Source organism: Guyparkeria sp. SCN-R1 (genome assembly GCF_003932495.1).
Taxonomy (GTDB): domain Bacteria; phylum Pseudomonadota; class Gammaproteobacteria; order Halothiobacillales; family Halothiobacillaceae; genus Guyparkeria.
On the sequence record NZ_QZMT01000014.1, the window covers coordinates 38,242 to 52,614 of the forward strand.

The 14,373-nt window shown below is 61.5% G+C and carries 13 protein-coding genes; 12 read left to right on the forward strand and 1 reads right to left on the reverse strand.

Translation table 11 applies throughout. From position 1 onward, the window contains the following. The first annotated feature begins 49 nt into the window (after positions 1–49). The 5 genes from selD (at position 50) to cmoB (ending at position 5,288) form a co-directional block, all read left to right on the forward strand. Positions 50–1,117, forward strand: a complete 1,068-nt coding sequence (gene selD / locus D5687_RS08660; protein ID WP_125199379.1) for a selenide, water dikinase SelD — start codon at positions 50–52, stop codon at positions 1,115–1,117. Beyond that, on the forward strand, positions 1,114–2,253 hold the full coding sequence (mnmH, locus tag D5687_RS08665) for a tRNA 2-selenouridine(34) synthase MnmH (protein WP_204742172.1): 1,140 nt from the start codon (positions 1,114–1,116) through the stop codon (positions 2,251–2,253). Before selD ends, mnmH begins: the two co-directional genes overlap by 4 nt. Positions 2,254–2,344: 91 nt before the next feature. Beyond that, complete coding sequence (gene cmoA / locus D5687_RS08670; RefSeq protein WP_125199380.1) at positions 2,345–3,139, forward strand: carboxy-S-adenosyl-L-methionine synthase CmoA; 795 nt, start codon at positions 2,345–2,347, stop codon at positions 3,137–3,139. Positions 3,140–3,250: 111 nt separating this feature from the next. Further along, positions 3,251–4,282: a DUF2860 family protein gene (locus D5687_RS08675; protein WP_158611825.1), complete on the forward strand. Its 1,032-nt coding sequence runs from the start codon at positions 3,251–3,253 to the stop codon at positions 4,280–4,282. 7 nt (positions 4,283–4,289) lie between these two features. Next, positions 4,290–5,288: a tRNA 5-methoxyuridine(34)/uridine 5-oxyacetic acid(34) synthase CmoB gene (gene cmoB, locus D5687_RS08680; protein WP_125199382.1), complete on the forward strand. Its 999-nt coding sequence runs from the start codon at positions 4,290–4,292 to the stop codon at positions 5,286–5,288. Between the two features lie 2 nt (positions 5,289–5,290). On the opposite strand, the gene D5687_RS08685 is transcribed toward cmoB, so the two are convergent. After that, the gene (locus D5687_RS08685) at positions 5,291–5,998 is read right to left on the reverse strand and encodes an ATP-binding protein (RefSeq protein WP_125199383.1); all 708 of its coding nucleotides are present in this window, start codon (positions 5,996–5,998) and stop codon (positions 5,291–5,293) included. A gap of 57 nt (positions 5,999–6,055) precedes the next feature. On the opposite strand from D5687_RS08685, the gene D5687_RS08690 reads away from it, so the two are divergent. The 7 genes from D5687_RS08690 (at position 6,056) to D5687_RS08720 (ending at position 14,316) form a co-directional block, all read left to right on the forward strand. After that, positions 6,056–6,754 carry a TnsA endonuclease N-terminal domain-containing protein gene (locus tag D5687_RS08690; RefSeq protein WP_125199384.1) on the forward strand — a complete coding sequence of 233 codons (699 nt, stop codon included), beginning with the start codon at positions 6,056–6,058 and terminating at the stop codon, positions 6,752–6,754. Then, positions 6,747–8,681 (forward strand): Mu transposase C-terminal domain-containing protein, encoded by a 1,935-nt coding sequence (locus D5687_RS08695; RefSeq protein WP_125199385.1) that lies wholly within the window; start codon positions 6,747–6,749, stop codon positions 8,679–8,681. The genes D5687_RS08690 and D5687_RS08695 overlap by 8 nt, the downstream gene beginning before the upstream one ends. Beyond that, positions 8,678–9,574, forward strand: coding sequence for a TniB family NTP-binding protein (locus tag D5687_RS08700; protein ID WP_125199386.1), 897 nt, complete (start codon positions 8,678–8,680; stop codon positions 9,572–9,574). The genes D5687_RS08695 and D5687_RS08700 overlap by 4 nt, the downstream gene beginning before the upstream one ends. Continuing rightward, a complete protein-coding gene (locus D5687_RS11545; protein WP_158611826.1) occupies positions 9,532–10,662 on the forward strand; it encodes a TniQ family protein in 1,131 nt (376 codons plus the stop codon). Before D5687_RS08700 ends, D5687_RS11545 begins: the two co-directional genes overlap by 43 nt. Before the next feature lie 1,852 nt (positions 10,663–12,514). Beyond that, positions 12,515–13,665 (forward strand): IS3 family transposase gene (locus D5687_RS08710; protein ID WP_125199388.1). Its coding sequence is split into 2 segments (ribosomal slippage): positions 12,515–12,764 and positions 12,764–13,665, totalling 1,152 coding nucleotides; the frame shifts between segments, so codons are not numbered across the junction. A 126-nt stretch (positions 13,666–13,791) separates the two neighbouring features. Beyond that, a complete protein-coding gene (locus D5687_RS08715) occupies positions 13,792–14,064 on the forward strand; it encodes a DUF3892 domain-containing protein (protein ID WP_125199389.1) in 273 nt (90 codons plus the stop codon). Between the two features lie 15 nt (positions 14,065–14,079). Further along, positions 14,080–14,316, forward strand: coding sequence for a DUF2188 domain-containing protein (locus D5687_RS08720; protein WP_125199390.1), 237 nt, complete (start codon positions 14,080–14,082; stop codon positions 14,314–14,316). Positions 14,317–14,373: the final 57 nt, after the last annotated feature.

Here is a 14,373-nt window from a genome sequence, read left to right on the forward strand (position 1 = left end):
GCGAGGCCCCCGGCTCGATAACGGCCCAATTCATTCCACCGAAGATTCCATGCCCTCAGAAAAAGACCCCGTCATTCGACTGACCCAGTACAGCCATGGTGCCGGTTGTGGCTGCAAGATCGCCCCGGCCCTGCTCGACGACATGCTGGTCTCGAGCCTGACCCCGATCCAGCCCGACGCCCGGCTGCTCGTGGGCAACGACTCGCGTGACGATGCGGCCGTCTTCGATCTGGGCGACGGCAGCGCCGTGATCTCGACTACCGACTTCTTCATGCCGATCGTCGACGACCCGTTCACCTTCGGCCGGATCGCGGCGACCAACGCGATCAGCGATGTCTACGCCATGGGCGGTCAACCGTTGCTGGCCATCGCGATCCTCGGCTGGCCGATCGACAAGCTGGGCCCGGAGATCGCCGCGGCGGTGATCGACGGCGGGCGCAGTGCCTGCTTTGATGCCGGCATCACGCTGGCTGGCGGGCACTCGATCGATGCCCCCGAACCCATTTTCGGCCTGGCCGTGACCGGCCGCGTCGAGCTCGACCGGCTCAAGCGCAACGACACCGCTCGTGCCGGCGATCATCTCTTTCTCACCAAGCCGCTCGGCGTTGGCGTATTGACCACCGCACAAAAGAACGGCGTGCTCGACGCCGCCCACGCCGATTTCGCCCCGCAGAGCATGACGCGCCTGAACCTTATCGGCCGTGAGTTGGCGGCGCTCGAGGCGGTCACCGCCATGACCGATGTCACCGGCTTCGGGCTGGGCGGTCATTTGCTCGAGTTGGTGCGCGGCAGCCGGCTGCGCGCCGAGATCGACGTGGCATCGTTGCCGCTGATCGAGGCGGTCGCCGACTACATCGCCGCCGGCCAGATGCCGGGCGGTACCGGGCGGAACTTCGCCAGCTACGGACGTGATCTCGGCCAGATGAGCGAGTTCGCCCGCGCGATCGTCTGTGATCCGCAGACCTCCGGTGGGTTGCTGGTATCGGTGCGTCCCGAGGCAGCCGACGCCGTCGCCTCGTTGCTGGCCGAGGCCGGACTGCACGCGGCTCCCATCGGACGCCTGCACGAGGAGAACGAGGGCCCGCGCGTGGTCTTCCATGAGGGCGGCTCGGCGTGAGCGGGCGTGCCGATCTGCCGTTGGTGACCGATATCGCCTCGATTTTCCTCGACGAGCGGCCGATGCTGGACGTCCGCGCACCGGTGGAGTTCGAGCAGGGGGCGTTTCCCGGGGCAGAGAATCGGCCGCTGCTCACCGACGAGGAGCGCCACCAGGTCGGCATTCGTTACAAGGAAGCCGGCCAGGATGCCGCGATCGCGCTGGGCTACGAGTTGGTCGACGCACAGGAAAAGGCCCGCCGGGTGGCGAAATGGCAGGCGTTCACCGAGGCCCATCCCGACGGCCTGCTCTACTGTTTCCGTGGTGGGCTGCGCTCACGATTGACCCAGCAGATGCTGTTCGAGGAGGCGGGTATCACCTATCCGCGCGTCGCCGGCGGCTACAAGGCCATGCGCCGCTTTCTGCTCGATGCCCTGGAAACCCAGGCGGCCGACGCCCCCCTGATCATGCTGGGTGGGCGCACCGGCGTGGGCAAAACGCCGTTTCTGTACCACTTCGAGCGCTACCTGGATCTCGAGGGGCGGGCGCGGCACAAGGGCTCGGCCTTCGGTCGCGAGCCGGAACCGCAACCCATGCCGATCGACTTCGAGAACCAGGTCGCGATTGACCTGTTGCGCCTGCGGCATCGTGCCCCGGACGAGCCGATCCTGGTGGAGGACGAGGGCAAGATGGTCGGCGCGCGGCTGGTGCCGCCGGCCCTGTTCGAGCGCATGCGCACCTCGCCGCTGGTGGTGATCGAACGTCCGCTGGACGAGCGGGTCGAGCAGAGCCTCAAGGACTACATCATCGATCTCGAGGCCGGTTACCGCGGCGTGCTGGCCACCGACGCCGCCGGGGCGAGCGCGCGGGTGCGCGAGCACATCCTCGGGGCGATCAACCGGGTGGCCAAGCGCCTCGGCGGCGCGCGCCACGCCAAGGTGCGCGGCATGGCCGAGGAGGCCCTCGATGCCTGGTACGGCCAGGATGATGTCCAGGGCCTGCGCGATCTGATCCGGGTGATGCTGGTCGAGTACTACGACCCCATGTACGATTACCAGCTGGCCAACAAGCGCGACCGCATCGTCTTCAGCGGTCCGCCCGAGGCGGTGGCCGAAGAGCTGGCCTCGCGAGGACTGCGGCCGCAACGGCCGATCTGACGCCCTCGCTGACCTGCCCCGGCCCGGTGAGCCTGTTCGTCGCCCTCTCGCCGCGGTAGACTTCCCGCCCCCTCGGAAGGTCGAGCCCGTCATGCCGGAATCACCTCAACAACCCGTCCCGAGCGGTCGAGACGATCTCTACCGCGACCCGCAGCCACCGGCGGCGTTCCGTTTCGACGCCTCGGTGGCGGCGGTGTTCCCGGACATGATCTCGCGCTCCGTGCCGGGCTATCGTTTCAACCTCGAGCTGGTGGCGGCGATTGCCCGGCGCCACGTGCAGGCTCACTCCCGGGTCTACGACCTGGGCTGTTCGCTGGGCGCGATGACGCTCTCGATCCGCTCGGCACTCGCCGGCATGGATGCGCCGCCGGCGGGGGTCGAGCTGATCGGCGTGGACAACTCGCAGGCCATGCTCGAGCGCGCCCGGGCGCAGCTGGCCGCGTTCCACTCGCCCTATCGCACCGATCTGGTCTGTGCCGACCTTGCCGAGGTGCTGCCCGAACGCGCCTCGATGGTGGTGCTCGCCTACACGCTGCAGTTCGTCGAGCCGGCGCGGCGCGATGCCGTGATCGCCCGCCTTTACGACGGCCTGTTGCCGGATGGCGTGCTGGTGCTGGCGGAAAAGGTCAACGAACCCGAACCCGGCGCCGAGGCGCTGATGACCGAGCTTCACCATGACTTCAAGCGCGCCAATGGCTACTCCGAGCTGGAGATTGCCGGCAAGCGACAGGCATTGGAAAACGTGCTGCTCACCGAGACGGTCACCAACCACGAGGACCGCCTGCGGCAAGCGGGCTTCGACGAGGTGGTGATGCTCTCGCGCCATTACGGGTTCTGCCTCTGGCTGGCGCGGCGATGCAAAAAAACAACGGATCAGACCGACTGATTGCCCCGTCCAGGGAACCGCTCATGGCGGGAAGAGACATACCTCTTATGCTGTGCGACCCATAACGGACGGTCGCGATTTTGTCGTGTGTGAACAACAGGAATGGAACCGATGAACGCCTTTGAAAATCTCGTGTCCCGGGCCGTGGCGCAGGCCATTGCCTTGGCCATCCTGCCGCTGAGCCTGCTCCTTGCAACGGGGGCGCAGGCCTCGCCGATCGCCGACGAGACCGGTTTCTCCGGCGAGATTCAGCCGCTGATCGGTGTCATGTCGAGCCGGTCCAATCTGGCCGTGTCCGGCGATCAGAAGCGGATTGATTCCCTCTACAGTCTGTCCTCACGCGAGACACGCCCGATCGGTGGGGTGTTGGGGCAGATCGACTACACCGTCGTGCCGCGCGAGTTGTCGCTCTATGCCGGCACCCCTCGGTCCGCCCTGGCCGATGGGGAGCTCGGCGTCGAGGTCGGTGCGCGCTACCTGGTGGGCGGTGTCGGGCTGCTGACCGCGGGCGTGATCCCGGTCACCGTCAATGACAGCGAGGTCTGGTCGGACCCGTTCGTGGTCGGAGAGCGTCGTGACGCCACCGATACCGATCGCCGCGGCCTGCACCTGGGGCTGGCGGGCATTGCCGGCACCGGGTTGTCGGTGGATTACCGCCTGTACCGTCGCGACATCGACGATGAACGTTCTGGCCAGGCGCTGGAGTTGTCGCCCGCCGAGCGTCGACTGCTGGAACGGGAAGGCACCGAGCACCGCTTCGATCTCAATTACCGGCTCGCCCTCACCGATCGCTTTAGTCTGACGCCCGGCGTGCAATACCGCCGCCTGGATGCCGATGGCGCCGCGAACCGGGGCTGGCTGCTGCGCCCGCAGCTGACAGCCCGCTACGAGATGGATCGCTGGTCGCTCTCGATGACCGGTTACTACGGCGTGGACCGCTACGACGCGCGTCAGCCGATCTATGACGAGTACCGCGACGGCAAGGAAATGGGTGTGGTTGCCGGCGTGCGCTACGCCGAGCCGTTCGGTTGGTCGAACTGGTCGGTCAACGCCTACGGTGTCTGGTCCGAGCGCGATTCCGACATCCGCTTCTACGATCAGGAAACCGGCCTGTTCGCCGTCGGGCTCGGTTACCGGTTCTGATCAACCGATGAGGGATGCCGCCACCGAGCGGTCGGTCGCGCTCGGCATCGAGCGCATCGCCCGCCAGACCCGTGCCGCGCTCGGTCACCTTCCCCGGCGCATGCCGATGGAGGGGTGGCGTACGTTCGACTGGGCCGCGGTCAATCACGGCGACTGGTCGCGATGGCTGGCCGCCGTCGGCGATCTCCCCGAGCGCCCTGCCGGGGCCGTCAATCATCTCGACCGACCCGCTATCACCGCGCGTGCCGACGAGGCCCTGCCCGGGCTCGAGTATGTGCTCCGTGACCTGATCCCCTGGCGCAAGGGGCCCTTCGACCTGTTCGGGGTGTCGATCGATACCGAGTGGCGCTCGGACCTCAAATGGGACCGACTGGTCGACCACATCCAGCCGCTGGCCGGTCGGCGGGTACTCGATATCGGCAGCGGCAACGGCTATCACCTCTGGCGCATGCTCGGCGCGGGGGCGGATTTCGCCCTCGGCGTAGACCCCACCTGGGTGTTCGCGGCCCAGTTTCATGCCGTCGCCCACCTGCTGGGCGAAACGCGCGCCGGCATCGTGCCCACCACGCTGGAAGGCTTTCCGCAGCGGCCGCGATTCGACACGGTCTTCTCGATGGGCGTGCTCTATCACCGCCGTGATCCGTTCACGCACCTCGGCGAACTCAAGGCCTGTCTGCGTCCGGGCGGCGAGCTGGTCCTCGAGACCCTGGTGGTCGAGGGCGATGCCACCACGATCCTCACGCCGGCCGATCGCTACGCCGGCATGCGCAATGTCTGGTTCCTGCCCAGCCCGGCCGCTGTGATCGGCTGGCTCAAGCGCATGGGCTTCGTCGATTCCGAAGTGGTCGACGTGACGGCGACCACCGCGGAGGAGCAACACCGCACCGACTGGTTCGGCGACCGGCAATCGCTGGTCGACTTCCTCGATCCCGACGACCCCTCCAGCACCCGCGAAGGCCTGCCCGCACCGCGGCGCGCCATCATCACCGCTCGTCGCCCCGGCTAGCGTTACGACATTCCCCCGCTGAACAGCCGATCGAGGTTGCGGTAGCCGATCGCCTCGGCCAGGGCGGCCGAATCGATGGCGTCGCGATCCTCGTAGTCGGCGATGCTGCGGGCGAGCTTGAGGATCCGCTCGCGCGCCCGCCCCGAGAGATTCAGTTGCTCGATCGCCCGGTTGAGCATGTGGCGCTCGGGTTGCGCGAGCACGATGTGTTCGGCCACCCCGGCGGCGTCCAGCCGCGCGTTGACCACCCCCTGCCGTGCCCGCATGCGTTGACGTGCCGCGATCACCCGCTCGCGCACGGTCTGGCTGTCTTCGCCGTCGGGCTGTGCCTGATCGAGGTCGGTGGCCGGCACGCGCGGGACTTCCAGGTGGATGTCGATCCGATCGAGCAATGGGCCGGAGACCTTGGCGCGGTAACGCTGGGCGGCGCGCGAGTGGATCTCGCTGCCCTGCGGTGAAGGGTTCATCGCCGCGATCAGCTGAAAGTCGGCCGGGAAGCGGGCGTGGCGCGCGGCCCGCGAGATCATCACCGAACCGGCCTCGAGTGGTTCGCGCAGGGCCTCGAGCACGCGGCGATCGAATTCTGGCAGCTCGTCGAGGAACAGCGTGCCGTGGTGGGCGAGCGAGATCTCGCCCGGTGCCGGGTGAGAGCCGCTGTCATATACTGAAATAAGTGCGACAGTGGGGTCGTTGAAACAGGGAGTTAGCATGCATCTTATGGAAATTGCTGCGACAGGATTGTCGAAATTGCTGCGACGAGGTGGCGAATGACTCGAAATAGCTGCGACAGCATTGAACGCCGCCGCTCGGTACGCACGATTGGCCGTACGCGGAGGAGTGTCTCGGGCACATACATGTTCCGTGGGGAGACACCGATTCCATTCGAGTCCACGCTCGAGCGCGACTTCTTGATCCGCAAAGCGTTCTCGAGAGATGTGCTGGATGTGATTTCACAGCCTGTGGAGATCCCATTCGAAACATCGGACGGTCGTCGGTTCACCTACACGCCAGATTTCCTCGTTTACTACCGCCTCGGATCCCGTGACTATCTCGACTACCCAAAGCCCCTTCTCGTTGAGGTGAAGCCGGAGGAGCAATGGCGCGCAAACTGGCGCAAATGGTTGGCCAAGTGGAAGGCGGCGTATCGCTATGCTCGCGAGCAAGGGTGGTCCTTCACAATTCAGGATGAGTCCCGGATACGTGACCAGGCACTCACGAATATCCGGTTTCTTGATCGTTTCAAACGCGGTGCCTTTTCAGAAAGGGAGAGTCGAGCCATTGTCGAGACCCTAGCGACAATGGGCAGTGCACCGTTTCATTACCTGCTGAGCCGCCATTTCATGGGGATCTACGAGGCCGAGGGGATTGCCCACATTTGGCATCTGCTCGCCACTCGTCGGCTTGAGTGCGACATCAGCTCGCCGCTCAATCAACAGACGACTTTATGGGTGCCCACTGATGAATGAAGAAGGCGATTTCGAGTTGCCGAATGAGTCGCTGGAGCCCGTTCGTCAACGGGTCGATGTGCAAGTTGGCAACTACCTCCGTCAGGGCGAATCGGTCTACCGGATCACAGAAGTCCTAGACTTCGACACCGCCATTGGGGTCAACATGGACGACGGCCGAAGCCGCCCACTCCGGATAAAGGAGTTGCGGCCGGTTTCCTCGGCAGACTCCGATTTCGCTCATGCGCACGATGATCTGGAGGAAATTGCTGACGAGGATTGGCGTACTGCGGAGCAGAGATACGCTGCCATCAGACCTTTGCTGAGTGCGGTGAATCCGGGGAGGCCGGCTGTTGAAGAGCGCGCCAAGGAAGTTGGCGTCAGCCCGTCGACTATTTATCGCTGGTTAGACCGCTACAAATCGCTTGGTGTGGTCTCCGCCCTGATTCCAAGGCAACGGGGTTGGAAGGTGGGTAGAAGCCGGATTTCCGGTATGGCCGAAGCGGTGATTCAGGAGGTCATCGACGACGTTTATCTAACTCCTCAAAGACCAAACGATCAGGCCGTGGTGATGGAGGTTAAACGGCGCTGTCACAAGCGAGGAATCAATCCTCCCAGCGAGAGCACTGTTAGATCAAGGATTGCGAAGGTTCCCGAACGCACGAGGATGCGAAAGCGCGGCTACAGAGAGAAGGCGAGGAATCATTTCCAGCCAACGCCTGGGCGTTTCCCGAATGCGGATTACCCGCTTGCCTACGTACAGATCGATCACACGCCTGTCGACGTGATCCTGGTGGACGATGAGCATCGGCTCCCCATCGGAAGGCCTTGGATTAGCGTTGCGATCGACGTGTACAGCCGTACCGTCACCGGCTATTACCTCTCCTTCGATGCGCCCTCGGCAACGTCCGTGGCCATGTGCATCGCCCACTCGATCCTGCCAAAGGACGATTGGATGACCCTTCATGGCGTCCAAGCGGATTGGCCGGTGTGGGGTCTCCCTGCAACCGTGCATGTCGATAACGGACCTGATTTCCGCTCGGATACCTTTCGACGGTCATGCGAAATGTACGGCATCAACTTGGAGTTCCGGCCGGTCAAAGCCCCTCGGTACGGCGGGCACATAGAACGCCTCCTGGGCACCTTTATGAAGAAGGTCCACTCGGTTCCCGGCACGACGTTCTCTTCGGTGCCTGATCGAGACGGATACGATTCAGAGAAGCATGCGTCGATGACGAAGACGGAGTTCGAGCGGTGGCTGGTTACGTTGATCACCCGTCACTATCACTATGACCGCCATAGCTCGCTGGGCGTGCCTCCGCTCAAGCAATGGGAAACAGGGATCTTCGGCAACGCCAAAGACCCGGGGACGGGGATACCCCCTCGCCCGGACAATCCAGCTCGGCTTCTCCTGGATTTCCTTCCATCCTTTCGCCGTACCGTTCAGAAATTCGGCGTCACGATCGACGGGATGCTTTATTACGATGAGGCGCTTCGTCCCTGGATCAACGCCAAGGAACCGCACGACTCGAAACGCAAGCGCCAACTCATCTTTCGGCGGGACCCACGGGATATCAGCCATGTCTGGTTCTTCGATCCCGATTTGAAGCACTACTTCAAGATTCCCTTCGCGGACCTTTCCTTGCCCGCCATGAGTATCTGGGAGCTTAACCAGGCCAAGGACAAGCTGAAGAGGGAAGGTCAACAAGCGTTCAGTGAGCATTTGATTCTCGAGGCGCTTACTGACCTGCGGGATCAGGTCGAGGCGTCAAAGGCTGCAACCAAGAAGGCTCGCCGTCAGGCCCAGCGACGCAAGGAGCATGAGCGCCGGGTTACGCCCGCTGACCCCGTTAAGCGCAAAGCGGACGCACCCAAGGATTTTGGTGACAAATTGGATGACTCTTTGCTGGACGATATCGAAATCGGCGGGTTGGGAGACATTTCATGACCAAGGAACCTTATTCCCATATCCACCCTGAATTTCGGCACATCATGGGGTTGTCTGACGAAGAGCGTCTGGAGTTCTTGGACCAGCCGCGGTGGATCGGTTACGAAGCCGCCCATCGCATTTTGGATACGCTTCAGGGCCTGATGCACAAACCGAAGCGCCCCCGAATGCCGAACCTGCTTATCGTGGGTGACTCGAATCAGGGGAAGACGACGCTCCTCCAGCGTTTCTACGACTTGTGCGGCGAGGGTTACGTCAACGAGGACGCCGAACCAGTCAAGCCCGTGATCTTGGCTGAGGCGCCAAGCAGTGCCGACGAGAAAGCTCTCTACTGTTCCATCCTGGAACGGTTTCATGCTCCGTATCGGTCGACCGACCCCAAGACGAAGCTTCGCTACCAGATCATCCACCTGTTTCGGGAGTGCCACGTTCAGATTCTGGGCATCGACGAGTTCCATTCTCTGCTGACAGGGTCAGCCATCAAACAACGGGAGGTGATGAACGCCATCAAGTTGCTCTGCAATGAGTTGGCCATCCCTATCGTGGGAGTCGGAACGCGTGATGCGGTGCGTGTACTTCACACTGACCCACAACACGCCAGCCGATTCGACGTAATCGAGCTTCCACGGTGGGAGCTCAACAAGTCTTTTCAGCGCTTGTTGGTGGATTTCGAATCGGTACTGCCTCTGAAAAACCCCTCCCGTTTACATCAGCCCGAACTCGCCAAGCTGGTTTTCGCCATATCGGAGGGAAACTTGGGCAATCTTCACCGGCTTCTTGCCAAATGCGCGATGGATGCGGTCCGAAGCGGCAAGGAACAGATCGACAAGGAGATCATCGAGGGGAACAAATGGCTTCGACCCACACGTGGCATCCGGGAAGTGATGCTCTAGAACCAGGATGGCCGGTTCCGACGGATCTCCTCCCGGACGAAATCCTGTCCTCATGGCTCGTTCGCAGTGCATTACGGCAAGGATGTGATCCACTAGCGCTGACTTGCGATCTCTGGCCGGGGTGGCGTCCTTGGACGGTGGACGTTGATCGCATGCTTCCGCCCGAGCGACTGAATGGCCTTTCCCGGCGTGCCGGCATGGATACAAAAGCAATCCAATCCGCCACGCTCCTTCCGGTCACTACTCAAATTCGTGATCACAAACCTCCAGGCCGCTCAATTTGGCCGTGGATGCTCGCTCTCGGCGCTCGGAATACCAAACGACGAAGCGGTCTTCAGTATTGTCCCGAGTGCCTAGCCGAAGGCAAAGCACCGTATTTCAGAATCCAGTGGCGATTCGCGTGGCATACATGCTGCACAATGCATGGTTGCTCGCTGCATGACCGTTGTTGGCAATGTCATGCCTCCATCGAACCCCACCGGCTCGACGCCGACGCACCGCACCTAGCGCGTTGTGCAAGTTGCGACGAGAACTTGTGCGCTGCTCCTAGAATGAATTGCTCGGGTAACGCCCTCGCCTTTCAATCGGCCGCTGACAATGTCCTCTTGGGTGTTCAATCTTCGCTGTTCGGACACGCCCAAACGGTAAGTGCGTGGTTTGAGGTTGTCGATTTCTTCATTTCTTTGGTTCGCCGCAGCGGCCGGAGCCGAACAAAGGCCCAGCTCGCTTTATTTGACCTGATGGGACTCGAGGCCCCTTCAGGGGCGCCGGCTTTTCCAGGCGCGAGTATTGAATATCTGTCTGTCGCGGATCGGCAGGAAATACTAGGACTCGCATGGGGGTTTCTTGGGGCGGAAGAAGCTGACGTGCTCGCCGCGGTTCTCGACTCGGGGATCTCTCAACAAGGCCTTGCGGACAAGAGACAGCGAATACCGCCTCTCCTCGAAGGGCTGATCTCGCTAGCCCCCGATGCCGCCAAGGCTACCCCTCGCCTAAAACGGCGAGCTCGAACAGGACTAAGACCTCGTCATGAGGTCGAACGGATGATGGCCAGACTGGTCCGCAAACTGGATATGAAGCGGCGATGAGCGCTCAACCGGGCCGAATTCGGCAGACCGAGTGCGATGAGTGCGGGAATGGCGATCTCTGTATCCATCGGGTCGACAAAGGCCACCGGTACTGCGGCACTTGCTACAAGCGAGTATTCGTTCGGAAACCTTGTTCAAGCTGCGGGCAGGAGGCCCGACTGCCGAAGACGAATCCAAGGGCCATCTGCCGGAACTGCGAGAAGAACAAACCGTGTGTCCGGTGTGGCAGAACAGGCTTTCGGTTGGGAAAGGTCACGGAGTTCGGGCCGGTCTGCAATGCCTGCTCCGTGTATTTCCGCTCCGCGGAGCCCTGCGAGGTCTGCGGAACCCTGTCAAAGAGACTCACACGTGTGTCACGTTTACCCCACTACGGGCGGGTCTGTCCAAAGTGCGCAAGAACAGCGCATGGGACTTGTAACGCTTGTCGACGTCATCGAAAACTCGATATTGCCCCCGATGGGCAACAACTTTGCCGCAAGTGTCTGGAGCATGGCGAAGTCAGGTGTCCTGAGTGCAGTGAATCCATGCCTGCGGGCTACGGGTGTCGTTGCGAAATCTGCTACTGGCGTGGCTTGTACAAGAAGCGGACCGAGATCAACGCCAAGTTATTCCGAACATGCGAACTGTCAGATCGATTTCGGGAGTTCGCCGCCTGGCTAGTAGCGAGACAGGGGCCTAAGCGGGCTGTGCGCACGATTCAGCGATACGTCGACTTTTTTAAAGGCATGGATGGCCAGTGGGGTGGGATTCCGAACCATAACGAATTGGTACGGCAACTCGGTCCCGAGGGCCTCAGGCGATACCGACTTGTTACCCAGTGGTTGAGCGAAGTCGCCCATATCGTCGTGGACCAGGTGGTTGGCAGGGAAGAATCCGAGCGGCGTCAGATCGAAACTCTCATCCAGAGGTTGCCGAAAGATTCCGGCTGCCGGGCTTTGGGAGAAAGTTACCTGGAATATCTAACCGACCGCCGGAGTCACAGAGCCACCTCGTTGCGTTCCGTCCGGTGTGCTCTGGGTCCGGCTCTTGCTCTTCTCGTTGCGTCACGCGGGAATCCGACTCAAGCGGGTCTCGAAAAATTTCTGCGTGACAAGCCGGGACAACGTGCTGCATTGGCCGGTTTTGTGAATTATCTAAGAAGAGAATTGGGCCTCAACCTGAGTCTGCCGCTAGGGCCAGGTACCCTTGGAAAGCGAGCGAAGCTAGAGAAGCGAATGCTAGCGTTGCTTGCTAACGAAGACCGATCAAACGAAATCCAAGCCCAATGGGTGCTACTTGGGCTTGAGTATTTTCATCGTGTCAGCGTCGCCAGGGCAGGTGGGCGTGATGGTCTTGCCATTGGGCTATGTGAAGACGGTAGTCAAAATGTGAGCCTGAGAGGTGTTGACTACTGGATCCCCGCTCTTCCAACGCCCCCGGTAGACACACGGTGAGAACTCACCCTGCTCAGCAGACCGCTGAGTACCATGACCGGCAGTACCTCGGCGACCGTAGCAGGAAGCGGCAATGATGAGGTGATCTCACGAGGTAATCACAAAATTCCACCTCGGATGCTCTTCCGAATCCCCGAACCGCGTAGCGCCAACGGCCTCGCAGCGTGGTTTTGGCGTAGTCCGATCATATGAAGAAGACCAGTATGGCCTGTATTCGTACTGGCACTAGCAAGTTGCGAGATCGAAGCGCTCACGCTTCCTGATTCCTCTACACATGCAGCCAGAGCACTCCAAGGGTCTCCGCGCTACGAGATTCCGTGTCGACGCGATTTGTTGATCACTATGGCCCAATGCCATGAATCGCCCCGACTTTCCTAGACACCTCAAGAGCCTCACAATGAGGGTTCCGAGGAGGTGCCATGAGCAGTCGACGTTATCCAGACGAATTCAAGGTTGAGGCGGTCAAGCAGGTGACAGAGCGAGGCCGCCGAGTGAAGGAGGTGGCCGAGCATCTTGGCGTCTCCCAGCACAGCCTTTACGCGTGGATCCGGCGTTATCAGCAGCCGGATGAAGAAAAGCAGAAGCAGCAGGCTCAAGCCGATGAGATCCGCCGCCTGAATGCGCAACTCCGGGAAGTCACCGAGGAGCGCGACATATTAAAAAAGGCGGCCGCGTACTTCGCCAAGCAGTCCGGGTGAGGTACGCGTTCATCAAGGACCACGAACGCGCCCATCCGGTGCGCCGCCTTTGCCGCTTGATGAATGTCCACCCGAGTGGCTACTACGCCTGGAAGCGTCAGCCGGACTCCCGGCGACAGCGGGAAGATCGACGGCTGCTGGGCGTGATCAAGCAATCCTGGCTGGAGAGCGGTGGCGTCTACGGCTATCGCAAGATCCATCACGATCTGCGGGATCTGGGCGAGCGTTGCGGCAAGCACCGTGTGGCCCGCCTGATGCGTGGAGAGGGATTGAAGTCACAGACCGGCTACCGGCGTCGCCCCGGCTTTCGTGGTGGACGCCCGGCCGTCGTGGCGCCGAATCACTTGCAGCAGCAATTTGACGTGTCCGCTCCCAACCAGGCCTGGGTCACGGACATTACCTACATCCGGACTCACGAGGGATGGCTGTACCTGTCGGTGGTTCTGGATCTGTTCTCCCGGCAAGTCGTCGGCTGGTCCATGCGTCCACGCATGGATCGGGAGCTGGCCATGAATGCCTTGATGATGGCCGTGTGGCGACGCCAGCCTGACGGCCCGGTCGTCGTCCATTCCGATCAGGGAAGCCAGTTCAGCAGCCACGACTGGCAGGACTTTCTCAAGGCCCACGGCCTCGTGGGCAGCATGAGCCGGAGGGGGAACTGCCACGACAACGCCGTGGCGGAGAGCTTCTTCCAGTTGCTCAAACGTGAGCGAATCCGCCGTCGGATCTATCCGGACCGGGAAGAAGCCCGCCGAGACGTGTTCGATTACATCGAGCTCTTCTACAACGTCCGCCGCCGTCATGGCTACATCGGCGGGCTCTCTCCGGTAGAGTTCGAGAAGCGCTATTTCAACCGGCTCGCGAGTGTCTAGAAAACCGGGGGCGATTCAGGATGTTTTTACGAATGCACGTCCAAATTTCCTCGTTGAGGAGCATATCTGGGTAGGGAGGCCTACATAAGACGGCCCCCGCTATCCCACACCAAAGGAGGCTTATATATGCCAATCGAACGACGAATTGTTCAGACCGGAAAAGATCGCGACGGGGACATCACCGCCCTTTGCAACTCTGGTGAGCACTGGTCCCCACGTTCCAAGTCTAAAGCCATTCAGGACATCGAGAGTGGTATCTACCAGTACTACGTTCTTCTCAAGAACGGTGAGCGTGCCATTGTTGGCGTCGTGAACGGTTCCTCAGGCAAGTACCTCAGGACCAATTGGGATGGAACAAAACGAAACAATCTTGATGATCTTCCGGACTGCACGAGCTAAGACGTAGGGGGCGAAATGAGTAACAAGCGAGATATTCACGTAGTACCCCATAAGGAGGGGTGGGCGACTCGGCGTGAAGGGAGTTCCCGGGCATTGGGGATCCATCGGACGCAGACCGATGCGATCGATTCAGGGAGGAGTCAGGCTCGGAAGGATCGCGTGGAGCTCGTGACGCACCGCAAAGATGGTCGCATCCGTGACTCAGACAGTTACGGGAACGACCCGCATCCACCTAAGGATAGAAAGCATTGAAACGCAGTACCTGATGACGGCGGGCAGCCTCAGCTAAGGTTGTTCATGTCCCTGAGC